This is a genomic window from Deinococcus aquaticus (assembly GCF_028622095.1).
GTDB lineage: Bacteria > Deinococcota > Deinococci > Deinococcales > Deinococcaceae > Deinococcus > Deinococcus aquaticus.
Window position 1 is genome coordinate 1600789 of sequence record NZ_CP115165.1, and the last position, 23174, is coordinate 1623962.

Annotated in this window: 20 protein-coding genes; all 20 read left to right on the plus strand. The window is 67.5% G+C overall.

The features are described from left to right. The first annotated feature begins 21 nt into the window (after positions 1 to 21). On the plus strand, positions 22 to 714 hold the full coding sequence (locus M8445_RS07790; protein ID WP_273987141.1) for a 50S ribosomal protein L25/general stress protein Ctc: 693 nt from the start codon (positions 22 to 24) through the stop codon (positions 712 to 714). Between the two features lie 107 nt (positions 715 to 821). Continuing rightward, the gene (gene lysS / locus M8445_RS07795; protein WP_273987142.1) at positions 822 to 2411 is read left to right on the plus strand and encodes a lysine--tRNA ligase; all 1590 of its coding nucleotides are present in this window, start codon (positions 822 to 824) and stop codon (positions 2409 to 2411) included. 387 nt (positions 2412 to 2798) lie between these two features. Then, positions 2799 to 4196, plus strand: a complete 1398-nt coding sequence (locus tag M8445_RS07800) for an ROK family transcriptional regulator (RefSeq protein ID WP_273987143.1) — start codon at positions 2799 to 2801, stop codon at positions 4194 to 4196. Beyond that, positions 4193 to 5428, plus strand: coding sequence for an ABC transporter substrate-binding protein (locus M8445_RS07805; protein ID WP_273987144.1), 1236 nt, complete (start codon positions 4193 to 4195; stop codon positions 5426 to 5428). Before M8445_RS07800 ends, M8445_RS07805 begins: the two co-directional genes overlap by 4 nt. A gap of 312 nt (positions 5429 to 5740) precedes the next feature. Continuing rightward, positions 5741 to 6865, plus strand: coding sequence for a carbohydrate ABC transporter permease (locus M8445_RS07810; RefSeq protein ID WP_273987145.1), 1125 nt, complete (start codon positions 5741 to 5743; stop codon positions 6863 to 6865). After that, positions 6862 to 7728, plus strand: coding sequence for a carbohydrate ABC transporter permease (locus M8445_RS07815; RefSeq protein WP_273987146.1), 867 nt, complete (start codon positions 6862 to 6864; stop codon positions 7726 to 7728). Before M8445_RS07810 ends, M8445_RS07815 begins: the two co-directional genes overlap by 4 nt. Positions 7729 to 7934: 206 nt before the next feature. Further along, positions 7935 to 9086, plus strand: a complete 1152-nt coding sequence (locus M8445_RS07820; RefSeq protein WP_273987147.1) for an ATP-binding protein — start codon at positions 7935 to 7937, stop codon at positions 9084 to 9086. Positions 9087 to 9551: 465 nt separating this feature from the next. Then, the gene (locus M8445_RS07825; protein ID WP_273987148.1) at positions 9552 to 9887 is read left to right on the plus strand and encodes an NADH-quinone oxidoreductase subunit A; all 336 of its coding nucleotides are present in this window, start codon (positions 9552 to 9554) and stop codon (positions 9885 to 9887) included. 97 nt (positions 9888 to 9984) lie between these two features. Continuing rightward, positions 9985 to 10521 carry a NuoB/complex I 20 kDa subunit family protein gene (locus M8445_RS07830; protein WP_230283777.1) on the plus strand — a complete coding sequence of 179 codons (537 nt, stop codon included), beginning with the start codon at positions 9985 to 9987 and terminating at the stop codon, positions 10519 to 10521. 20 nt (positions 10522 to 10541) lie between these two features. Continuing rightward, complete coding sequence (locus tag M8445_RS07835; RefSeq protein WP_420704103.1) at positions 10542 to 11219, plus strand: NADH-quinone oxidoreductase subunit C; 678 nt, start codon at positions 10542 to 10544, stop codon at positions 11217 to 11219. Between the two features lie 170 nt (positions 11220 to 11389). Then, positions 11390 to 12559, plus strand: a complete 1170-nt coding sequence (nuoD, locus tag M8445_RS07840) for an NADH dehydrogenase (quinone) subunit D (protein WP_273990866.1) — start codon at positions 11390 to 11392, stop codon at positions 12557 to 12559. 12 nt (positions 12560 to 12571) lie between these two features. Further along, positions 12572 to 13195 (plus strand): NADH-quinone oxidoreductase subunit NuoE, encoded by a 624-nt coding sequence (gene nuoE, locus M8445_RS07845; protein WP_273987149.1) that lies wholly within the window; start codon positions 12572 to 12574, stop codon positions 13193 to 13195. Continuing rightward, positions 13192 to 14535: an NADH-quinone oxidoreductase subunit NuoF gene (gene nuoF / locus M8445_RS07850; RefSeq protein WP_273987150.1), complete on the plus strand. Its 1344-nt coding sequence runs from the start codon at positions 13192 to 13194 to the stop codon at positions 14533 to 14535. Before nuoE ends, nuoF begins: the two co-directional genes overlap by 4 nt. Before the next feature lie 103 nt (positions 14536 to 14638). Continuing rightward, positions 14639 to 16819: an NADH-quinone oxidoreductase subunit NuoG gene (nuoG, locus tag M8445_RS07855; protein WP_273987151.1), complete on the plus strand. Its 2181-nt coding sequence runs from the start codon at positions 14639 to 14641 to the stop codon at positions 16817 to 16819. Further along, positions 16819 to 17979: an NADH-quinone oxidoreductase subunit NuoH gene (gene nuoH / locus M8445_RS07860; RefSeq protein WP_273987153.1), complete on the plus strand. Its 1161-nt coding sequence runs from the start codon at positions 16819 to 16821 to the stop codon at positions 17977 to 17979. Before nuoG ends, nuoH begins: the two co-directional genes overlap by 1 nt. A gap of 198 nt (positions 17980 to 18177) precedes the next feature. Next, positions 18178 to 18729 carry an NADH-quinone oxidoreductase subunit NuoI gene (nuoI, locus tag M8445_RS07865; RefSeq protein WP_273987154.1) on the plus strand — a complete coding sequence of 184 codons (552 nt, stop codon included), beginning with the start codon at positions 18178 to 18180 and terminating at the stop codon, positions 18727 to 18729. Positions 18730 to 18868: 139 nt separating this feature from the next. After that, positions 18869 to 19504: an NADH-quinone oxidoreductase subunit J family protein gene (locus M8445_RS07870; RefSeq protein WP_273987157.1), complete on the plus strand. Its 636-nt coding sequence runs from the start codon at positions 18869 to 18871 to the stop codon at positions 19502 to 19504. Beyond that, the gene (gene nuoK / locus M8445_RS07875; RefSeq protein WP_055362417.1) at positions 19504 to 19806 is read left to right on the plus strand and encodes an NADH-quinone oxidoreductase subunit NuoK; all 303 of its coding nucleotides are present in this window, start codon (positions 19504 to 19506) and stop codon (positions 19804 to 19806) included. The genes M8445_RS07870 and nuoK overlap by 1 nt, the downstream gene beginning before the upstream one ends. Positions 19807 to 19812: 6 nt before the next feature. Beyond that, positions 19813 to 21735, plus strand: a complete 1923-nt coding sequence (gene nuoL / locus M8445_RS07880) for an NADH-quinone oxidoreductase subunit L (protein ID WP_273987159.1) — start codon at positions 19813 to 19815, stop codon at positions 21733 to 21735. Then, complete coding sequence (locus M8445_RS07885; protein ID WP_273987160.1) at positions 21732 to 23174, plus strand: NADH-quinone oxidoreductase subunit M; 1443 nt, start codon at positions 21732 to 21734, stop codon at positions 23172 to 23174. Before nuoL ends, M8445_RS07885 begins: the two co-directional genes overlap by 4 nt.

Genomic DNA, 23174 nt, shown 5'->3' on the forward strand with positions numbered 1-23174 from the left:
AGAACGCCAAGGAGAGAGCACATGGAACTGAACGCCAAACCCCGCAAGAGCCAGGAAAAACTGGCCGAAGGCATGATCCCCGCCATCGCCTACAACAAGGAGAACAACGTCTCCTTCGCCATCGACAAGAAGGCCTTCGACCGCGCCTTCCGCACCCAGAGCACCACCGGCCTGTTCGACATCACCGTCGAGGGCGGCGAGACCTTCCCCGCGCTGGTCAAGGCCGTGCAGATGGACAAGCGCAAGCGCGTGCCCATGCACGTCGACTTCTACATGGTCACCTACGGTGAGCCCGTCGAGGTCAGCGTGCCCGTGCACACCACCGGCAAGAGCCAGGGCGTCGTCATGGGCGGCCTGCTCGACATCGTCGTGCACAACCTGGCCATCGTGGCCCCCGGCCCCCGCCGCATCCCCCAGGAACTGGTGGTCGACGTGACCAAACTGGTCATCGGTGACCACGTCACCGCCGGTCAGATCGCCCTGCCCGAAGGCTGCAAGCTGGTCGGCGACGCCGATCAGGTCGTCATCAGCGTGCTGCCCCCCCGCCTCAGCGACGGCGAAGCCGCCGCCGAGCAGGAAGCGGCCCAGGTGGCCGGTCTGGTCGCCGCTGGCGAGATCACCGAGAGCGAAGCCGCCGCGGTCCTCGACGGCGAGGTCAGCCTCGACGAAGTCAAGGCCAGCAGCGAGAACGCCGAGAGCACCGAAGAAGCCTGAGCTTCACCCGGCAGGCGGCCCCCTTCCACACGGGAGGGGGCCGCCTGCTACCGTGATGGGCCGGGCGTCCCGCGTGGGTCAGGGTGGCCGCCGGTATACTTGAGCTTATGTCTGAAGGTTCTGCCCCCACCAACCGCCCCGAGGGTCTGCACGAGCAGACCGTCAGCCGCCTGAACAACCTGGACGCCCAGGTGGCCGCCGGCTTCGAAGCGCACCCCTACGCGTACGCCCGCACCCACCATGCCCGGGACGTGCTGGCCGCGCACCCCGCCGACGCGGTGGGCGAGGACGGCGAGGCGAAATGGGAGGCCGGGCAGGAATGGCCCGCCGAGGAGTACGCCCTGGCCGGGCGCGTGATCCAGATGCGTCACAAAGGCAAGGCGGCCTTCGCGGACCTCAGTGACGAGCACGGCAAGATCCAGCTGCACTTCTCCAAGCAGGAGACCGAGAACTTCGATCCGACCAAGAAGATCGACCTGGGCGACATCGTGGGTGTGCGCGGCTTCCCGTTCGTGACCCGCACCGGGCAGCTGACGCTGCGCGTGACGTCCTGGCAGCCGCTGGTCAAGAGTCTGCACCCGCTGCCCAGCAAGTTCCACGGCCTGCAGGACGAGGAACTGCGTGCCCGCCGCCGCTACGTGGACCTGATGATCAACCCGGAAAGCCGTGAGGTGTACCGCACGCGCTCGCGGATGCTGCGCTTTATCCGCACCTTCCTGGACAGCCGCGATTTCATGGAAGTCGAGGGCCCCACATTGCAGGTGGTGCCCGGCGGCACCGAGGCCAAGCCGTTCAAGACCTTCCACAACGCGCTGGGCCACGAGTTCAGCATGCGCATCAGCCTGGAGTTGTACCTCAAGCGCCTGCTGGTGGGCGGTTTCGAGCGGGTGTACGAGATCGGCCGCAACTACCGCAACGAGGGCATCGACCGGACGCACAACCCAGAATTCACCATGCTGGAAGCGTACTTCGCGTACGGCGACTACAACGACATGATGGTGCTGGTGGAAACGCTGCTGCACGACCTGGTCGTGGAACTGCGGGGCGAGCCGAAACTGACCTACCAGGGCCGCGAACTGGACTTCTCGCTGCCGTTCAAGCGGCTGGATTTCGTGACGGCCCTGAAAGAGCAGGCCGGGCTGGACTTCGATCCGCTGGACCTCGTGAAACTGCGCGAGTGGAGCGACGTGCGCCACCCGGAGCACCGCAAGACCCCGGACTACAAGCTGCTGGACAAGCTGGGCGGCGAGTACGTGGAGCCTTTGCTGCAGGACCCGACCTTCCTGACGGACATGCCGCTGGCGATCAGTCCGCTGGTGAAGGTGCACCGCGACCGCGAGGGGCTGGCCGAGCGCGCCGATCTGTACGTGGCGGGTTTCGAACTGGCGCCCATCTATTCCGAGCTGAACGACGCGCTGGACCAGCGGGCGCGCTTCGAGGCGCAGACGGCCCGCCGGGACGCCGGGGACGACGAGGCGCACGAGCAGGACGAGGACTTCCTGCTGGCCCTGGAGTACGGCATGCCGCCCACCGCCGGGATGGGGATGGGCATGGACCGTCTGGCGATGCTGATGACCGACCGGGATTCCATCCGGGACGTGCTGCTGTTCCCGTTGCTGCGGCCGGAAGGGACGGGCGGCAGTGAAGCCGGGACCGCCGAAGCCGGTGCCGCTGAAGGTGTTGCTGAAGAGGGCTGACGCCCGGTCATACCAGCACAGGGGTCCACACCAGCACTGGGCCGGAGGGACGCACGCAGACGCAGGAGCACACCGCTTCTGCGTTTTCGCGTTGCTGCTGTTCTGTGCTGGGACCGTGCCGCTAGGCAGACGGGCGGGTGGATGAAGCCTGGATGTGTGTGGGAGGGGGTTTCGTCATACAGCCGCTCTTGTCTAGACGTGTGGAACCGGTTCTATTAATTTGTTCGTTTGACAAACAAAACAGGCAACGTGCAAGATGACCGTACACAAGCCCCATCAACCCCGGCCCGGTGAGCCCGTAACAGACGGAACCCACCCGGTCCCGCTCCTGCCATTCACGCCGGCCGCAGACCCGGCCCGCCGCCTGTTCCACCGAGGTTCCCCCGCATGATCCGCACCGAACACCCCACCCCGGACACCCTGGACCTCGCGGCCATCCGCGCGCGGCACACGCTGCTGCTGCTGGACCTGCTGTGGGACGGGGACCTGGCACGGGTGGACATCTCGCGGGAACTGGGTCTGTCCCGCAGCGCCATCAGCTCCATCGTCACGGAACTGATCAGCGTCGGACTGGTGCAGGAAGTCGGCACGCGCGGCAGCGGCGGCGTCGGACGGCGCGCCACGCTGCTGAACCTCAACACCCGCGCCGCCGCCCTGCTCGCCATCGACCTGGGCGCCAGTCACGCCCGCGTGGACGTGCTGGACCTGCACTGCCAGTCGCTGGCCAGCCTGACCGTCCCGCACGACATCGTCAGCGGCCCCCAGGCCACCTACGACCTGCTGACCGACCTGAGCGCCCAGGTCATGCAGGCGGCCGACATCAGCGCCGACCAGATCGCGCTCGTCGGGATCGGCGTGCCCGGCCCGGTCGACCACGACACCGGCCGCGTCGTCCTGCCCCCCAACATGCCCGGCTGGGACGGCGAGGACATCCGCGAGGCCCTGCAGCGCCGCCTGAACCTCGAAGTCCTGGTCGACAACGACGCCAACCTGGGCGCACTCGCCGAGGCCCGCTTCGGCGCGCACCGGGGCACGCAGGACCTGATCTACGTGAAGGCCGCCACCGGCATCGGTGCGGGCGTTCTGCTGGGCGGCCGCCTGCACCGCGGCATGCGCGGCGGCGCCGGCGAGATCGGGCACATCAGCATCAACGAGCAGGGCCCGGTCGGCCGCAGCGGCAACCCCGGCAGCCTCGAAAGCTACGCCGCCGCGCAGGTCCTCGTCACGCTGGCCCGCAGCCTGCGCGCCGCCGGGGCCCCCACCACGCTGCCCAACCCCATCAGCCTGAACGACCTGCTGAACCACGCGAACACCGACCCGCTGGCCCGCGCCGTGTGGGAAGAAGCCGGGCATCACCTGGGCGTGGCGATCAGCACCACCATGAACCTGTTCAACCCGGAAGCCGTGATCATCGGCGGCCGCCTCGCGCAGGCCGGAGACGTACTGCTGGCCGCCATCCGCGCCAGCGCCCACAGCCGCACCATGCGCATCAACGTGGACCGCACCCGCATCGAACTCGGCACGCTCGGCGTGCACGCCGGGGTGCTGGGCGCCGGGGCCATGATGCTCGACTCGCTGTTCACGCCGCGCGGACTGCCGCACCTGTACGCCATCTCACGCCTGGCGCAGGGGGAAAGCAGCGCCGGGCGCGATCCGGCCAGCCGGGCCCCACCGGCCGGACCGTCCCCACCCCGGCCGGCTGAGACTCACCCGGCACCACTCCCGGCAGCACAGACTTCGCCCAACCGCACAACCCGCACCGTTTCGCACGGAGGAACACCATGAAAAAAGCACTCCTGATCGCCGCCGCCCTCGCCGTCACCACCAGCGCCTCTGCCGCTGGCAAGCTGGAAATCTTCTCCTGGTGGTCCGGCGATGAAGGCCCCGCCCTCGAAGCCCTGATCAAGATCTACAAGGCCAAGTACCCCTCGGTCACCGTGGACAACGCCACCGTCTCCGGCGGGGCCGGCACCAACGCCAAGGCCGTCCTGAAAACCCGCATGCTGGGCGGCACGCCCCCCGACAGCTTCCAGGCGCACGCCGGCCAGGAACTCATCGGCACCTGGGTCGTCGCCAACCGCATGGAAGACCTGAGCAGCCTGTTCAAGAGCGAAGGCTTCGACAAGGTCTTCCCCAAGGACCTGATCAAGCTGATCAGCACGAACGGCAAGATCTGGAGCGTGCCCGTCAACGTGCACCGCAGCAACGTCATGTGGTACAACCCCGCCAAACTGAAGGCCTGGGGCGTCACCGTGCCCAAGACCTGGCCCGAATTCATCAAGACCTGCAGCACCCTGAAAGCCAAGGGCGTGGCCGCGCCGCTGGTCGTCGGTGAGAACTGGACCCAGCAACACCTCTGGGAGAGCGTCATGATCGGCACGCTCGGCGCGCAGGGCTGGGAGAACCTCTGGTCCGGCAAGATGAAGTTCACGGACCCCAAGGTCGTGGGAGCCTTCACCACCTTCGGCAAGGTCATGGACTGCGCCAACAAGGACGCCTCGGGCCTCAGCTGGCAGCAGGCCAGTGACCGCATCATCGACGGCACCAGCGCCTTCAACGTCATGGGCGACTGGGCGGCCGGGTACTTCACGACCACCAAGAAACTCGCCCCGAACACCGGCTTCGGCTGGGCCGCCGCCCCCGGCACCACCAAGACCTTCGTGATGCTGGCCGACTCCTTCGGTCTGCCCAAGGGCGCCAAGGACCGCGCCGAGGCCGTCAACTGGCTGAAAGTCCTGGGCAGCAAGGCCGGCCAGGACGCCTTCAACCCCCTGAAAGGCTCGATCGCCGCGCGCACCGACAGCGACCTGAGCAAGTACAACACCTACAGCAAGAGCGCCGCCGCCGACTGGAAGAGCAACAAGATCGTCGGTAGCCTCGTGCACGGGGCCGTCGCGCCCGAAAGCTTCACCAGCGCCTTCGGGGCCGTGATCGACCAGTTCGTCGCCAGCAAGAACAGCGCCGGGGCCGCCGCCGCCGCGCAGCAGCTGGCCGTCCGCGCCGGCATCAGCAAGTAACCCGCCCGCCTGGGCCCCCACCGTGGGGCCCGGGCCGGATGCGGATCACGCTTCCCCAGCTGTCCGGTTGTGGGTTGTGGGTTTCAGGTCACGCGGGAACACTCCCGCCCCCTGAGCCCGCAGCCCACACCCCTTGATACGTGCTGGCCCTGCCGGCCGTGGGGCCGTTCCTGAAACGGAAGCGCTTCAACACAGCGCGCGTCCGATCACGTGTCACGATCAACCTGTCATCAGCGGTCAGGACGCCCCGCCCCACCACGTTCACTGGCAGGCACGGCCAGCAGCCAGACCCGCCAGAAAGGAGGCCCGATTTTGAAAGGCCTGAGTAAAGATCGCCTGTGGTCCATTGCCGTTCTGGCCCCCAGCATCATATTGATCGCCGTGTTCGTGTACGGCTTCATTGCCCGCAGCGTGTACGTCAGCATGACCGACTGGGGCAACGACCCCGCCCAGGCGCTGGCCATCGATCCCATCATCCGCTGGGTGGGCCTCGCCAACTACCAGGAACTGTTCAGCGGTTTCCTGCAGGGCCGCTTCCGGCAGGAACTGATCAACACCATCTTCTTCACGATCTTCTTCATCCTGGGCTGCCTGGGCCTGGGCCTGGGCTTGGCGCTGATCCTGGACCGCAACCCGAAAGGGGAGGGCCTGTGGCGCACCATCTTCCTGTTCCCCATGAGCCTGTCGTTCATCGTGACCGGCACCATCTGGCGCTGGATGCTGCAACCCCAGGGCGGCCTGAACCAGGCCCCGACTCTCTTCGGTGCTCAGCCCAGCACCTTCGGCTGGCTGAGCAGCAGTGACGCCATCCTGAAATTCGACTGGAACAAACTGCCGCTCCTGACCGCCAGCGTGGTCGGCGTCGTCCTGATCGTCATGGCCGTGCGCGCCGCCCGCAGCGGCGACCGCATCCGCACGGTGGTTGCGGCCGTCTGCGCCGCCATCCTGATCGTCTGGGCGCTGTTCGTCGGCCCGAACGTGAAGATGCTGCCCGCCCCGGAACTGCACGGCTTCAACCTCGCCCTGATCGGCATCATCATCGCCGCCGTGTGGCAGATGAGCGGCTACACCATGGCCCTGTACCTCGCGGGCCTGCGCGGCATTCCGGAAGAACTCCGCGAGGCCGCCAAGGTAGACGGTGCCAACGACCTGGGGCTGTACCGGCACGTGATCTTCCCGCTGCTGGCTCCCATCAGCCTGTCGGCGATGATCGTGCTGGGCCACATCAGCCTCAAGATCTTCGACCTGGTGTACGCCATGGCCGGCCCCGACAACATCGCGACCAGCGTTCCGGCGCTGAACATGTACCTCACCAGCTTCCGGCAGAACCAGTTCTCGCTGGGCGCGGCCATCGGCACCATCCTGCTGATCCTGGTGGCGTTCGTGATCGTTCCCTACCTCGCCTCTCAGTTCAAACAGGAGGATGGTCACGCATGACCAGCGCCCCCGCCAAGGCCGTCTCGGCCCCCACCACCCCCCGCAAACCCATCCAGCCCGGCCGGATTGTCATGTACGCCCTGCTGGTCGTGGCCGCCCTGTTCTTCCTGGTGCCGGTGTACCTGCTGTTCGCCACCGCCCTGAAAAGCCCGGACGCCATCAACCTCGCCACCACCTGGCACTGGCCGGCCGCGCTGAACTGGGCCAGTTTCAGTGAGGCGTGGGGCAAGATCGGCGGGAACATGCTCAACAGCCTGTTCCTGGCCGTGGTCGCCACGCTGCTGAGCGCCATGCTGGGTAGCCTGAACGGGTACGCCCTGAGCAAGTGGAAGTTCCGTGGGGCGAACACCCTGTTCGCGCTGATGCTGTTCGGGATGTTCATTCCGTACCAGGCGGTGCTGATTCCGCTGTTCCAGTTCATCAAGTCCATCGGCCTGTACGGCAGCATCTGGGGCCTGATCCTGGCGCACGTGGTGTACGGCATTCCGATCACCACGCTGATCTTCCGGAACTTCTACGCCGACGTGCCCGACGCGCTCGTCGAGGCCGCCACCATCGACGGCGCGGGCTTCTGGAGCATCTACCGCCTCGTGATCTTCCCGATCAGCATTCCGGGTTTCGTGGTCGTGATCATCTGGCAGTTCACGCAGGTCTGGAACGAATTCCTGTTTGCGGCCACCCTGACCAACACGACCTCTCAGCCCGTCACGTACGCCCTGTCGCAACTGGCAGGCGGCCAGGCGGTCAGCTGGAACCTGCCGATGGCCGGCGCGATCCTGGCGGCGCTGCCCACCCTGCTGGTGTACATCCTGCTGGGCCGGTACTTCGTGCGCGGCCTGCTGGCCGGGTCCGTCAAGGGCTGAAGCCCGCCGCACCCCTGCGGTTGTAACCAACGCGCCCCGGACAGTCAACGTCCGGGGCGCCGTTCTGGCATACCGGTCAGGTGCACCGGTCATCCGGATTCGGGCGTTCCCGCCGGGCAGAACGGGTGGCACACGAGTGGGGGTCGGCCGTGTGAACGTCTTCCCTGACAGGCCGGGCGGCGGCGGGGTACACTGCAAGGCACTTCATGACGACTACAGAGACTCTCAACGTGTTTGTCGTCGCTGCGGACCCGGGCCGCGCGCTGCAACTGACGCCGCTGCTGCCACGAACAGACGTGAAGTACGTCCCGGACGCAGAAAGCCTGCTGCGCGAATCGCACGTCGTCATTCCCGACGTGGTGCTGCTGTACACCAGTACGCCCGGTGTGCCGCTGCATCAGGTGCTGCCCATGCTGCGCCAGCGCGCCGAACTGAGCGGCACGCAGTGGCTGGGCGTGGGCACGCAGGGCCTGGGTGAACTGCTGGCCGCCGGGGCCGACGCCCTGATCAGCGACGCCACCCCGTCCGAGGCGGTGGCCCTGCAGGTACGGACCATGCTGGCGCGCGCGCAGCAGCACCGCGAGGCCCTGCTGCGCGTGGCGAGCCTGCAACGCCGCATGGACACCTGGGAGCACGAGGAACGCGTGCGCGACCAGCTGGTGCACATGCTGGTGCACGACCTGAAAAACCCCATCGCGGCCGTCATGGGCCTGATCGAGATCGTGCAGGACGACCCGCGGATTCCCGAGGACAACCGTGAACTGCTGAAGGTCGCGCACGACGAAACGCAGCACCTGCTGCACCTCGCGGCGAACATGCTGGACGTCCGCAAGATCCAGGCCGGGAAGATGAACCTGAAACGCGAACTGATGTTCACGCCCATGTTCCGCGAGGTGATCGAGCAGGCGCGCGGCGACGTGGGCAGCGGCCTGCGCGACCGGCACGTGCGCGTGGACATTGAGGCCGACATGAGCCCCGCCAGCGCCGACCCGGAAATTCTGCGCCGCGTCCTGGCGAACCTGATCAGCAACGCCCTGAAGCACACGACCACGGGCGGCGTGATCGCCATCCTGGCCAAAAGCATTCCCGAGGGCGTGCAGGTCATGGTCCGCGACGACGGCGAGGGCATTCCCGCCGACGACATTCCCAACCTGTTCGCCGCGTTCGAGCAGTCCCGCCTGACGCTGCACGGCCGCTTCGATACCGGCATGGGACTGGCCTTCTGCAAACTGGCGGTCGAGGAGCACGGCGGCACCATTCACGTGGAGTCCGAGCGCGGCAAGGGCGCGTCGTTCATCTTCACGGTGCCGTCCGCGCAGGACAACGACGACGACGACGATTTCGTGGAACTGGTGTAACCCGCCAGACGTACGGGCGGGAGCGGCGGCCCACACGAGCGTTCGCCTGTTCCGTGGGCACCCTGGGAGGACCGGGGTGCCCGTTTCATACGGACTCCGGGCGAATGGTTTGCAAAGCCGTTCGCTCCGGGCGGACTCGTAGAGCTGCGCCACAGAGCGAGGGGGAGACAAGCGGACTGAAGGGCGTGGAGTTGGCAGCCCGGCGCCCCTGCGGGTTGCTAACGAAACAGACGGAGTCCGGATGAGGGGCTGGGGAGTGACTGTCTGGATGGGCGGCGCCGATGGGGTGCGAGCGCGTGTGAAACGTGCTAAAACTGGGGTGTTCCACAGTTCAGAGTCTGAGAAGTCCGTAGCGCCTCTCTTTTTTTCCAGCCATTCGTGCCGTTTTTCACGAGCAGGGGTATCGGATCAGGAAGAGCGGCCGCAGAAAGGGGAATCCTTATCGAATACGCCAACTTCGTCATCATGCTCCTCGTCGCGCTCGGCATCGGCATCGTCGCCGTCATCGCCAGCGCCCTCCTCGGCCCCAAGAAGGGCAGCCGCGCCAAACTCATGGCCTACGAAAGCGGCAACGACCCCGAACACGGCGGCGTCGGCACCGGCCAGCGGTTCCCGGTGCACTTCTACCTCGTCGCCATGCTGTTCATCATCTTCGACATCGAAACCGCCTTCTTCTACCCGCTGGCCGTCGCCTACCAGAAACTCATCCCGTTTGCCTTCTTCGAGGCCATCACCTTCGTCGTGCTGCTGCTCGTCGGGTATGTCTACGTGCTGAAAAAGAAGGTGCTGGAATGGGCATGACGCATGCAGAAAGCAGAAGGCAGATGGCAGATGGCAGATGGCCCGCAGTCTTCAGGCCATCAGCCATCTGCCATTGGCCCCAACCGGAGGTCGCCCCATGCCGCTGAAGGAACTGTTCGAGAAGGATTGGCAGGAACTGGAATCCGAGGGTGTGCTGTTCTCCAGCCTGGAGAAACTGGTCGCGTGGGGCCGCAGCAACAGCCTGTGGCCCGCCACGTTCGGCCTAGCGTGCTGCGCCATCGAGATGATGAGCAGCACCGACGGCCGCAACGACCTCGCCCGCTTCGGCAGCGAGGTGTTCCGCGCCTCTCCCCGGCAGGCGGACGTGATGATCGTCGCCGGCCGCCTGAGCAAGAAGATGGCGCCCGTCATGCGCCGCGTGTACGACCAGATGCCCGACCCCAAATGGGTGATCAGCATGGGCGCCTGCGCCAGTTCGGGGGGCATGTTCAACAACTACGCCATCGTGCAGAACGTGGACAGCGTGGTGCCCGTGGACATCTTCGTGCCCGGCTGCCCCCCGCGCCCCGAAGCGCTGATCTACGCCGTCATGCAACTCCAGAAGAAGGTGCGCGGCGAGGCCTTCGATCAGCTGGGCCACCAGCTGCCCATGGTGGACGCATGGACCCGCTGAAACCCACGGACAGCAAACCCATGGGCCGCGAGGGCGTCGCGCAGTCCAGCACCAGCCAGCCGGTCGCCGCCGTCACGCCCGCCACCGTTGCCGCCCCGGCCGCGCCCAGCCGCGACGTGAGCCCCCTGATCCGCGAACTGGGCCTCACGGAAGACGACGCCGCCGAACCCACCGCGCTGGTCACCCCGGACGACCTGCTGCGCGTGGCCCACGCCCTCAAGGAACGCGGCTTCATGCTGATGGATACCGTCGGCCTGGACTACAGCACCTACACGCAGCCCCGCCCCAAGCGCTTCGCGGTGCTGCACAACATCTACCACCCCCGCGACCACCGGAGGGTGTTCCTGCGCGTCTGGCTGGACGACGGCGAGCCCCTGGCTAGCCTGTACCCCGTCTGGAAGGCCGCGAACTACCTGGAACGCGAGGTGTACGACCTGATGGGCGTGCCCTTCACCGGCCACCCCGACCTGCGCAAGGTCCTCACGCCCGACGACCTCGAGGGGCACCCGCTGCGCAAGGACTTTCCGCTGGGCGAGACGCCCACCCTGTTCCGCGACGGCCGGTTCCTGGACCCCGCCGCCTTCCGCGCCGGCCTGACCGGCCAGAGCAGCGGCCTGACCGGCTACCGCGGCGAACTGAGGCGCGGACAGGGCGACGACCGCACCCCGCCCGTCATGCCCGCTGGAGGCCCCAAGTGACCACCACCGATAAGCCCGGCACCGACAAGCCCGGCACCGGTCAGCCCAGCCGCCCCGCCCCCACGCACGGCGCGCAGGCCCCCGGCGGGACGCTGGCGCCCGAGCAGATGCAACCCGACCATCAGGAAAGCACCAGCGCCGAACGCCTGGACGGACAGACTCAGGGGCAGATGCACACGCAGATCATGAGCCTGAACGTCGGCCCGCAGCACCCCAGCACGCACGGTGTGCTGCGGCTCGTGGTGGACATGGACGGCGAGGACGTCGTGAAGGTCACGCCGCACATGGGGTACCTGCACACCGGCTTCGAGAAGACCTTCGAGAACCGCACGTACCAGCAGGGCGTCACGTACGCCCCCCGCACCGATTACCTGCACTGCTTCGGGCATGAACTCGCGTACGTCCTGAGCGTCGAGAAACTCCTTCAGGCCGACGTGCCCGAGCGCGCCACCACCGTTCGCGTCATCCTGCACGAACTCGGGCGCATGCACAGCCACCTCGTGTTCGTCGGCACAGGCCTGCTGGACCTCGGGGCCATCACGCCGTTCTTCTACGCCTTCCGCGAGAAAGAAGCCCTGCAGGACCTGTTTGAAGCGGTGTGCGGGTACCGCATGAACCAGGGGTACTTCCGCGTGGGCGGTCTCAGCCGCGACATCCCTGACGACTGGGCTCCCCGCGTCGAGAAATTCCTGGATCAGATGGAACGCGGCGTCACCGAGTACGCCACCCTGTTCGCGCAGAACCCCATCTTCCTCGACCGCGCCAAGGGGGTCGGTGTGATCCCGCCCGAAGTCGCCCTGGACCTGGGCCTCACCGGCCCGAACCTGCGCGCCAGCGGCGTCCCACTCGATAACCGCAAGGACAACCCCTACTGCGGGTACGAAACCTACGACTTCAACGTCATCACTAGCCCCGACGGGGACTCCCTGGCGCGGTTCAACATGCGCCTCCTCGAATTCGGCGAGAGCATCAAGATCGTCCGCCAGGGCCTGAAACGCCTGAAGCCCGGCCCGGTCAAGGACCCCAACCGCAAGATCAGCCTCCCGCCCCGCCCGGAACTCGAAACGAGCATGGAAGCCGTCATTCACCACTTCAAACTCGTCACCGAGGGATTCCACCCACCCCTGGGCGAGGTGTACGTGCCGGTCGAAAGTGCGCGCGGCGAGGTCGGGTACTACATCGTGTCCGACGGCGGCAGCATGCCCTACCGCGTGAAGATCCGGGCGCCCAGCTTCGTGAACCTCCAGGCCCTCGAATACGCCTGCGTCGGCGCGCAGTTCGCGGACCTGATCACCATCCTCGCAACCATCGACCCCGTACTGGGCGACGTGGACCGGTAAGGAGTCCTCACCTTGACGTATTTCGAGAATAAACAACCACTGGTGGCGGACATCTTCTCCCGTTACCCGGATTCACCGCAGGGCCGCCGCTCGGCGCTGATGCCGCTGCTGCGTGAGGTGCAGGACGCCGAGGGCTTCGTGTCCGAATCTCGCATGGCCGAGATCGCCGCGTTGTGCGGCACGACGGCGACCGAGGTGCGCTCGGTCATGAGCTTCTACAGCACGTACCACACGGTTCCGACCGGGCGGTATCACCTTCAGGTGTGCAGCACGCTGATGTGCGCGCTGGCCGGGTCAGACGAGCTGTGGGATCACCTGGTCGAGACGCTGGACGTGCAGCCGGGCGAGGTCAGCGCGGACGGGCGGTTCAGCGTGCAGAAGGTCGAGTGCCTGGGCTCATGCGGCACGGCCCCGATGATGCAGATCAATGATGACGGGTACTACGAGAACGTGGGGCCGTCGAAGTGCGCGCGGATTCTGGAGTCGCTGAGAAACGACCTGCAACCGCTGCCGGACAACCCGGTGCCGGTCACGGTGGGCGCGGACGGCCGTCAGGTGCTGGCGGGTGGCGGCGCGGTCGGGTCGAGCGTGACGGGCCTGCACCGCCTGCCCGGGCAGGCCGGAGGTGAAGCGTGACCGCCACCGCCCCCACGCCGCCCAAACCGATCACCAGCGCGAAAGACCCGCGCTTTGCGCCCACGCTATACGCGCATGTCGGGCAGCCGGACAGCTGGACACTCGCGTACTACCGCGAGAACGGCGGGTACGAACCAGTCAAACGTGCCTTTGCGATGGGCCCGGACGCCGTGATCGACGAGGTGAAGAAATCCGGCCTGCGCGGTCGCGGCGGCGCAGGCTTCGCGACGGGCCTGAAGTGGTCGTTCATGCCCCTGAAGGACGGCAAACCGCACTACATCATCTGCAACGCGGACGAATCCGAACCCGGCAGCTTCAAGGACCGTTACCTGCTGAGCGAGGACCCGCACCAGCTGATCGAGGGCATGATCATCGCCGCGTACGCCATGCGCGCCAGCGTGGGGTACATCTACATCCGTGGTGAGTACGTGCACGCCGCCGAGCGCGTCTGGGCCGCCATTCACGAGGCGCGCGAGGCCGGACTGCTGGGGCAGAACATCCTGGGTAGCGGCTTCGACTTCCAGCTGCACGTGCACCGGGGCGCCGGGGCGTACATCTGCGGCGAGGAAACCGCGCTGATGAACTCGCTGGAGGGCCTACGCGCCAACCCGCGCCTCAAACCCCCGTTCCCGGCGGCGGCGGGCCTGTACGGGTTGCCCACCACCATCAACAACGTCGAGACCTTCTGCGCCGCCACGCAGATCCTGCGCTACGGCGCGGACTGGCACGCCGGCATGGGCACCGAGAAGAGCAAGGGCATGAAACTCTTCCAGGTATCAGGCCCGGTCGCGCGGCCCGGCGTGTACGAACTGCCGCTCGGTACCACCTTCCGCGAACTCATCTACGACTGGGCAGGCGGCCCGCTTGAGGAGATGAAGGCCATCATCCCCGGCGGCAGCAGTTGCCCCATGCTGCCCTGGACCGACGCCATTCTCGACACGCCCATGGATTACGAGGCCATCGCCGCCGCCGGCAGCATGCTCGGCACCGGCGGCGTGACCCTCATCCCGAAGGCGGACTGCATCGTGAACGCCACCTGGAACCTCGTGCGCTTCTACGGCCACGAAAGCTGCGGCAAGTGCACGCCCTGCCGCGAGGGCATCAGCGGCTGGATGACCCGCATGTACCAGAAACTCGCCACCGGCCACGGGCAGCCCGGCGACGTGCAACTCATCCTCGACATGAGCGACAACATCGGCGGCCGCTCCTTCTGCGCGCTGGCCGACGCCTGCCTCGGCCCGGTCCTGAGCAGCATCAAACTCTTCCGCGAGGAATACGACGCGCTAGCCACGACCCAGCAGCCGTTGTACCCCGCGCGTAAGCGCTGGAAGGACAGCTGATGGGGTGGGTCGAGAGAGGACGGCCGACGGAACAGACGGGTTCTGGTGCGTGCTCCGTCACCCATCACCCATCACCCATCACCGCCTGCCGTGAGGTGAGGAAATGAAAGTCACTGTAGACGGAATCGAGATTGACCTGCCCGCCGGAACGTCCGCGATTGACGCGGTGTTCTCGGCGGGTGGGGACGTGCCGTACTTCTGCGCGCACAAGTATTTAAGTCCGGTGGGCGCGTGCCGCATGTGCCTCGTGGAATCCGGCTCGCCCCGGAAGAATCCGGACGGGTCGTTCGTGATGGAGGGCGAGGGAGACGCGGCCTCGCCGAAGATCTTCTGGTTCCCCAAACCCATGGCGTCGTGCACCATGCAGGCGACAGAGGGCATGCACATCCGCAGCGCGAAAACGTCGGAGGTCGTGGCGAAGGCGCAGGCGGGCATGATGGAATTCACGCTCCTGAATCACCCGCTGGACTGCCCGACCTGCGACAAGGGCGGCGCGTGCGAGTTGCAGGACCGCGCGTTCGAGTACGGGTACGGCGCGAGCCGCTTCGGCTTCGACCGGCGGCACGCGGAGAAGCATTACCCGCTGTCGGATTTCGTGATCCTGGATCAGGAGCGCTGCATTCACTGCAAGCGCTGCGTGCGGTACTTCGAGGAGGTGCCGGGCCAGGAGGTGCTGGACTTCATCGAGCGGGGCGGGCATACCTTCATCGACACGCAGGAGGGCGGGCTGCCCACGGGCTTTTCGGGGAACATCACGGACATCTGCCCGGTGGGGGCGCTGCTGGACAACGTGGCGCGCTTCCGGGGCCGCAACTGGGAGTACGACCATACGCCGACCACCTGCACGCTGTGCCCGGTCGGGTGCTCGATCACGGTGGACGCCCGCAACGGCCGCCTGGAGCGCATCGTGGCGGGCGAGAACCGGGACGTGAACGAGGCGTGGATCTGCGACGCGGGCCGCTTCGGGCACGTGTTCGCCAGCGAGGAGCGCCTGACCACACCCCTGATCCGCGACGAGGACGGGCAACTGGTTCCGGCCACCTGGGACGCCGCGATTGACGCCATGAAGCGCGGCTTCTCGGGCATGCGCACGGCAGACGTGGCGCTGTACCTGGGCGCGGACAGCACGCTGGAGGAAGGCGCGGCGCTGGAGGCCCTGGCGGCCGCGACGGGCGCCCGCAGCGTGGATCACTCTCCCCGCTACGAGGTGAGCGTGACGGCGCCGCAGGCGACCCTGACGGACGTGGCGACCGCCGACGCCGTCGTGGTGATCGGCGCGGACCTGGGCGAGGAAGCGCCCGTGCTGGAACTGCGCATCCTGGAGATGCTGCGCGGCGGCCTGATCCCGCCCGAGTTCGCGCACGGCACGGCCATCGCGGACCTGCGCCTCGTGGAACGCCCTGCCCGGCGGCCCGAGCGGCTGGCCGTGATCGGCCAGGAGAGCCGCCTGTGGGCGCACGCCGGGCACCGCGTCAGCGCGAACGGCAAGGGCGCCCTGGCCCGCCTGACCCACCCGGACACCGATGAACTCAGGGCCGTCCTGTCCCTGCTGGAGGGCGCCGAGCGGCCCGTGATCATCCTGGGCGCGGACGTCCTGAACGGCGCGAGCGGGTCGTTCAGCGCTAACCTGTCGGACCTCGCCTCGCGTACCGGCGCCAAGGTGATCGCCATTCCCGCCGCCGCGAACAGCCGGGGGCTGGGGGCGCTGAACCTCGTGCCGCGCACGGGTGGCCTGCCGCTCTCGCGGGCGCAGGAGGCACCTGCGGCGTTCATCAGCCGCCTGGACCCCGGCGTGCGCGCCGCCGGCTTCACGGTCGTGCACGACACGCACCTGACCACCACCGCCCGACTGGCGGACGTGGTCCTGCCGGCCATCACGAACTACGAGAAGCGCGGCACCGTACAGAACCTGGAAGGTCGCCTGCTGCCCCTGCACCCGGCCGCCATTCAGAGCGGTGAGTCGGCCGACCTGATCCGCACCCTGACCGCCCTGGCAGAGGCGCTGGGCGTGAAGGCCCCCGCGCGCGGGCTGCGAGGCGCGCAGGCGCTGCTGGCCGACCGGGTGGCCCTGAACCTGAGCGACCTGCCCGCACGCGGCGCGCTGCACACCTTCCGCCAGACCTTCGCGGGCCCCGCCGCGCCGCACACGCCCACACTCTGGACGGAGCGCATGCACGCCCGCCGGCTCACCTGGGTGGACCGCATCGAGGAACTCGTCCAGAACGACTGGCAACTGCCCGTGGCGCCCGCCGCGCCGCCCGCCCGCGCCGGAGGGGACGACTGATGCCGGACTGGCTCGCCACGCTGCTGATCTCGCTGCTCAAGGCCGTGCTGGTCGTTCTGGGCCTGCTGACCACCTTCGCGTACATGACCCTGATCGAACGCCGACTGCTGGGCCGCATGCAACTGCGCCCCGGCCCGAACCGCGTGGGCCCCATGGGCCTACTGCAACCCGCCGCCGACGCCATCAAGAGCATCTTCAAGGAAGACCTGACCGTCACGCTGGCCGACAAACTCGTGTACACCCTGGCGCCCATCATCGCGATTGGCATGGCCCTGACCGCCTTCGGTGGGATTCCCGCCGGACCGGCCCGCAGTCTGTTCGGGGAGAACCCCTGGGTGTACAACCTGGACGCCGGGATTCTGGCGCTGCTGGCACTGACCTCCATGGGTGTGTACGGGATCTTCCTGGGCGGCTGGGCGTCCGGCAGCAAGTACCCCATGCTGGGCGCGCTGCGCTCGAGCGCGCAGATGATCAGCTACGAACTCGGCATGGGCCTGAGCATCCTGGGCCTGCTGATGCTGGTCGGCACCACCTCCTTCCAGGGCATCGTGGGCTGGCAGGCGCAGAACGGCGTGCTGATCCTGTTCCAGGCGCTGGGCTTCGCGCTGTTCCTGATCTCCTCGTTCGCGGAAACCAACCGCACGCCGTTCGACCTGCCGGAAGCCGAGCAGGAGATCGTCGCCGGGTACCTCACGGAATACTCCGCGATCAAGTGGGCGCTGTTCCAGATGGCCGAGTACGTGAACATGATCACCGCGTCCGCCATCATGGCGACCCTGTTCTTCGGCGGCTGGAAAGGCCCGCAATTCCTGAACGCCGTCATTCCCGGCATGTCCGACTGGCCGATCGTGTGGCTGGTCGCCAAGATCGCGTTCTTCCTGTTCCTGTTCATCTGGGTGCGCGGCACGCTGCCCAGGTTGCGTTACGACCAGCTGATGCGCTTCGGCTGGAAACTGCTGCTGCCGCTGGCCCTGGCGAACACCGTCGTCACCGCCGCGTTCCTGGCGTTCCGCGGGTCGGGCGGCCTGTGGTTCCTGGGCGTCCTGAGTTTCGCCGGTCTGCTGGCCCTGCTGATCATGAGCGACCGCGTGCGCGTCCTGTGGAACCAGCCCACCGTGCGCCGCCCCGAGAGCGAAGCAGTCCGCGCCGGAGGCGACTGATGCCCGGCTGCCCACTCCCCACACGCCTCATACGGGTTCCGTCTGTTTCGTTGACAACCCGGAACCCCACCGGGTTGCCAACTCCACGCCCGGAACCCGTGTTGCTCCCACTCGCTCCGCTCGGATTGAACGGCTTTGCAAGCCATTCAATCGGAGTCCGTATCACCCCACTTTCTTCCCCCCATAAAGGAGCCACACATGGGCGTTCTTGAGATTGCCAAGGGCATGGGTGTCACGCTGGGGAAACTGTTCCAGAAGCCCGTGACCGTCAGTTACCCCGAACAGCGCGCCACGCTGCAACCCCGCTTCCGGGGACGGCACGTCCTGACCCGCCACCCCGGGCAGCGCCCCGGCGAACTGGGCCTGGAAAAGTGCATCGGCTGCTCGCTGTGCGCCGCCGCCTGCCCCGCCTACGCCATCTACGTGGAGGCCGCCGAGAACGACCCGGCCAACCCCGCCGCGCCCGGCGAACGCTACGCGAAGGTGTACGAGATCAACATGCTGCGCTGCATCTTCTGCGGCATGTGCGAGGAAGCCTGCCCGACCGGCGCGGTCGTCATGGGCAACGAGTTCGAGATGGCCGACTACCGCTACGGCGACTTCGTGTACGCCAAGGAAGACATGCTGGTCGGCGTGACCGGCAGCCTCCCGCAGCGCCGCGAGGCCGCCCGGAGCGGCAAACCCGTGCGTCTGGGCTTCCAGCTCGAGGGGCAGCCCCGCGCGGAACTGGAAGGAGTGAAGTACCCGTGACGAGGCCCGTAACGAGGAAAGGATGTGAACAGTTGATGGTTGATGGTCGGTGGCAGGTGACCCGTGACTGTCGTGCGCCCCTGGTCTGTGCTCCAGCACCCATCACGCATCACCCATCACCATCCCGTAGGGGCCGCCCATGATGCTGGCGTTCATCCTGCTGGGCGCGCTGGCCATCGTGGGCGGCGTGATCACCATTGCCGCGCGGAACGCGGTGCACGCGGCGCTGGGGCTGGTGGGGACGCTGCTGTGCGTGGCGGGTCTGTTCGCCACGCTGAACGCGTCGTTCCTGGCGGCCACGCAGGTGATCGTGTACGCGGGCGCGGTGATGGTGCTGTTTCTGTTCGTGATCATGCTGCTGAACGCCAACCAGCCGGTCACGTCGCGCGACCCGGTGCCGTACGTGCGGGAACTCGCCGGGATCGGCGGGACGCTGCTGGCGGGGGCGTTCGTGGTGCTGGCCTTCACGTTCGAGGACCCGCGCCCGCTGGCCGAGAGTGCCGGGGCGCTGCGCGGCGGGACGGCCCTGGTGATGGGCGAGACGCTGCTGACGCGTTTCCTGCTGCCGTTCGAGGCGGTCAGTGTGCTGCTGCTGGTGGCGATCGTGGGCGCGGTGGCGCTGGTGCAGCGTCCGGCGGCGCAACCGGACGGCGTGCCCGATGAACTGGCCGCCGACGAACTGGCAGGGCCGCTGGGCGCGGCGCAGCCGGAGCGCGTGGAAGCGCCGCGCGGGGCCGCTCCGGCGCTGATGACGGAAGGGGAGGTGCGTGCCTGATGGTGCCCACGACGTACTACCTGGCGCTGTCCGGGATTCTGTTCGCGCTGGGCATGATCGGCGTGCTGACGCGCCGCACCGCGATCATGGTGTTCCTGAGCGTGGAACTCATGCTGAACGCCGCGAACATCGCGTTGGTGGCGTTCGCGCGGTCCTGGGGTGACCCGACCGGTCAGACCGCCGTGTTCATCGTGATGACGCTGGCCGCCGCCGAGGTGGCGATCGGTCTGGCGATCATCGTCGCCATCTTCCGTAAGCGCGAGACCACCAACGTGGACGACCTCGCGGCGTTGAAAGGCTGAGTGGTCATGGATAGTCTTCCTGCTCTGTACCTGCTGCCCCTGCTGCCCCTGCTGGGCTTCGCGGTTCTGATGACGCTGCCCCGCCTGCTGCCCGGCAAGACCGGCGGCTGGCTGGCGACGGGTCTGGTCGGCGCGGCGTTCGTCGTGGCCGTCATCCGTTACCTGAACCAGGGCGCGCCCGCCCATGAGGTGCTGTGGACGTGGCTGCCGAACATGGCGCTGAACGCCAACCTGTCGGTGGGATTCTGGCTGGATCAACTGTCGGCCCTGATGGCCCTGATCATCACGGGCGTGGGGTTCCTGATTCACCTGTACTCGATCTCGTACATGGGGCACGACCCGAAGTTCACGCGCTTCTTCGCGTTCCTGAACTTCTTCGTGGCGATGATGCTGATCCTGGTCCTGGCCGACTCGTACCCGCTGATGTTCGTCGGCTGGGAGGGCGTGGGCATGGCGTCGTACCTGCTGATCGGCTTCTGGTTCAGTGGCCGGAACAGCGAGGCCAGTGACGCTCAGGTGCGTGCCGCCAGTGACGCCGAGGCGGTCAGCAACTCCAACGCCGCCCGCAAGGCGTTCATCATGAACCGCATCGGAGACCTGGGCTTCATGCTGGGCATGTTCCTGCTGTTCAAGCTGTACGGCACCCTGTCGATTCCCGAACTGGCCGAGCGGGTCGAGGGCGCGCAGGTCGCGCAGGCTGGCATCGAACTGGCCTGCCTGTTCCTGCTGGTCGGCGCGGTCGGCAAGAGCGGCCAGCTGCCCCTCACCACTTGGCTGCCGGACGCCATGGCGGGCCCCACGCCCGTCTCCGCGCTGATCCACGCGGCGACCATGGTCACGGCCGGCGTGTACCTCGTGGCGCGCAGTCACTTCCTGTACGACCTCGCCCCGAACGCCAGCACCTGGGTCGCGTGGGTGGGCGGCCTGACTGCCCTGTACGGCGCCCTGTCCGCACTGAACCAGTCGGACATCAAGAAGATCCTGGCGTACTCCACGGTGTCGCAGCTGGGGTACATGTTCATGGCGGTCGGCCTGCACGCGTACTCGGCGGGCGTGTTCCACCTGCTGACGCACGCGTTCTTCAAGGCGCTGCTGTTCCTCGCGGCGGGCGCCGTGATCCACGCGCTGCACGACGAGCAGGACGTCCGCCGGATGGGCGGCCTGCATAAATTCATGCCGTTCACGCACCTCGTGTCCGTGGCGGGTGTGCTGGCGATTGCCGGCATTCCCATCTGGAGCGGCTTCTTTTCCAAGGACGCCATCCTGGCCGCCGCGTACGAGCAGAACATCGCGCTGTACCTGATCGGGCTGGGCGTGGCGCTGCTCACTGCGTTCTACATGGGCCGCTGGTACTTCCTGGTGTGGCGCGGCGCGTACCGCGGGCACGGCCACCCGCACGAGGCGGACACCCTCACGAAGATCCCGCTGGGCGTGCTGGCCGCGCTGGCGACCCTGGCAGGCTTCCTGAACATCCCCACCTTCCTGGGCGGTAAGCACGCCTTCGACGACTACATCGGGCGGGCCGTGCCGCTGCACGCGCACGAGATCCCCGTCAGCACCGAGTGGCTGCTGACCGTCTTCGCCGTCCTGGCCGGCGTGCTGGGCCTGGGCTGGGCGTTCCTGGCGCACCGCCGGAATGCTCTGGCCACCGGCCCGCTGGGCGAACTCAGCCGCAACAGCCTGTACCTGGACGCCCTGTACGACGGCGTGATCGGCAATCCCAGCCGCGCCGTCGCGGGCGGCCTGGACACCCTGGACCGAGGCACCGACGACGCCCTGAGCGGCATTGCCCGCAACGCCAGCGGTCCCGGCGGGCTGTTCACGCTGTGGCAGAGCGGCTTCGTGCGCGCCTACGCCGTCAGCATGCTGCTCGGAACGGCCGGCATCATCGGCTACTGGGCCCTCAAGACCATTGGAAGTGGCGCATGACCTTCACCGACTGGCTCCCCACCCTCATGATCTTCCTGCCGCTCCTGGGCAGCCTGCTGCTGCTGGTCACCCCGAAAAGCTTCCGGGACGAGGTCGCGGGCTTCATCGCCGCCCTGACGCTCGGCGCGGGTCTCGCCATCTGGCGCGGCGGCGGCTCCGAACTGTTCCGCTGGGACTGGATTCCGCCGCTGGGCATCACGTACTCGGTGCAGCTGGGCGGCGTGAGCCTCGCGCTGGCGCTCGTCACGGCGTTCATGTCCTTCATCGCGATCCTGTACGCCGCGCGCCGTATTCCCAACCCCGGCCCGATGCTGTCGCTGATCCTTGCCATGGAGACCGGCCTGATCGGCATCTTCGCCGCGCAGGACCTGATGCTGTTCTACGTGTTCTTCGAGGACGCCCTGATCCCCGCGCTGCTGATGCTGGCCATCTACGGCAAGTCCGGGCGCATGGCGGCCCTCACGAAATTCGCGGCGTACACGCTGTTCGGCAGTCTGCTGATGCTGGTCAGCATCATCGGCGTGCGCTACATCGGCGGCAGCCCCACCTTCGCCATGACCGACCTGAAACAGAACCTCGTGCAGGGCCCCGCCCAGACGTGGCTGTACCTGGGCTTCCTGGCCGCCATGGCCGTCAAGCTGCCGCTGTGGCCCATGCACGCGTGGCTGCCGGACTTCCACGAGCAGAACCACGACAGCGGCATTCCCGACGTGATGGGCACCCTGTACAAGGTCGGCGGGTACGGCCTCTTCACCTTCGCCATTCCGCTGTTCCCGGATGCCAGTCTGGAACTGCGCCCCGTCCTGATGGGCCTCGCGGCGTTCACGGCGCTGTACGCCGCGTGGATCGCCTTCGGTCAGACCGACTGGAAACGCCTGCTGGCCTATGCCGGCCTCAGCCACATGGGCTTCGTCGCGCTCGGGGTGTTCTCCCTGAACGAGACGGCCGTGATCGGCGCGATGTACCTGCTGGCCTTCCAGAACCTGTACACCGGCGCGCTGTTCCTGTCGGTCGGCATGCTTCAGGAACGTATCGGCAGCCTGGAGACCCGTGTGGGCGGCGTCATGACCCAGGCGGGCGCGCTGGGCGGCCTGACCATGGCCCTGTGGTTCGCCAGTATCGCCGTGCCCGGCATGGCCGGCTTCATCGGGGAGTTCAGCATCCTGCTCGGCGCGTACCAGGTGTTCCCCTGGCTGGCGTTCATCGCCGGGATCACCACCATCGCCGCCGCCGCGTACGCCCTGACCGCCTTCCAGACGACCTTCTGGCAGGCCCGGCCCGCCGGGGGCCTGCGCGTGCCGGACCTGGTGCATACCGAGTGGCTGATCCTGGGCCTGCCGCTGGCCGTGGCCGTGCTGTTCGGCGTGTACTCCGCGCCCGCCCTGAACCTCATGCAGCCCGCCGTGCGCGCCGTCCTGACCGCCCTGGGAGGCAACTGA

Bases quoted from the DNA above. Each gene is read 5' to 3' on its own strand.
- M8445_RS07815 (WP_273987146.1), top strand. From the start codon at position 6,862: ATGACCAGCGCCCCCGCCAAGGCCGTCTCGGCCCCCACCACCCCCCGC.
- nuoL (WP_273987159.1), top strand. From the start codon at position 19,813: ATGGATAGTCTTCCTGCTCTGTACCTGCTGCCCCTGCTGCCCCTGCTG.
- nuoK (WP_055362417.1), top strand. From the start codon at position 19,504: ATGGTGCCCACGACGTACTACCTGGCGCTGTCCGGGATTCTGTTCGCG.
- M8445_RS07835 (WP_420704103.1), top strand. From the start codon at position 10,542: ATGGGCCGCGAGGGCGTCGCGCAGTCCAGCACCAGCCAGCCGGTCGCC.
- M8445_RS07805 (WP_273987144.1), top strand. From the start codon at position 4,193: ATGAAAAAAGCACTCCTGATCGCCGCCGCCCTCGCCGTCACCACCAGC.
- nuoG (WP_273987151.1), top strand. From the start codon at position 14,639: ATGAAAGTCACTGTAGACGGAATCGAGATTGACCTGCCCGCCGGAACG.
- M8445_RS07830 (WP_230283777.1), top strand. From the start codon at position 9,985: ATGCCGCTGAAGGAACTGTTCGAGAAGGATTGGCAGGAACTGGAATCC.
- M8445_RS07820 (WP_273987147.1), top strand. From the start codon at position 7,935: ATGACGACTACAGAGACTCTCAACGTGTTTGTCGTCGCTGCGGACCCG.
- M8445_RS07885 (WP_273987160.1), top strand. From the start codon at position 21,732: ATGACCTTCACCGACTGGCTCCCCACCCTCATGATCTTCCTGCCGCTC.
- M8445_RS07800 (WP_273987143.1), top strand. From the start codon at position 2,799: ATGATCCGCACCGAACACCCCACCCCGGACACCCTGGACCTCGCGGCC.
- lysS (WP_273987142.1), top strand. From the start codon at position 822: ATGTCTGAAGGTTCTGCCCCCACCAACCGCCCCGAGGGTCTGCACGAG.
- nuoH (WP_273987153.1), top strand. From the start codon at position 16,819: ATGCCGGACTGGCTCGCCACGCTGCTGATCTCGCTGCTCAAGGCCGTG.
- M8445_RS07790 (WP_273987141.1), top strand. From the start codon at position 22: ATGGAACTGAACGCCAAACCCCGCAAGAGCCAGGAAAAACTGGCCGAA.
- nuoD (WP_273990866.1), top strand. From the start codon at position 11,390: ATGCACACGCAGATCATGAGCCTGAACGTCGGCCCGCAGCACCCCAGC.
- M8445_RS07825 (WP_273987148.1), top strand. From the start codon at position 9,552: ATGCTCCTCGTCGCGCTCGGCATCGGCATCGTCGCCGTCATCGCCAGC.
- nuoI (WP_273987154.1), top strand. From the start codon at position 18,178: ATGGGCGTTCTTGAGATTGCCAAGGGCATGGGTGTCACGCTGGGGAAA.
- M8445_RS07870 (WP_273987157.1), top strand. From the start codon at position 18,869: ATGATGCTGGCGTTCATCCTGCTGGGCGCGCTGGCCATCGTGGGCGGC.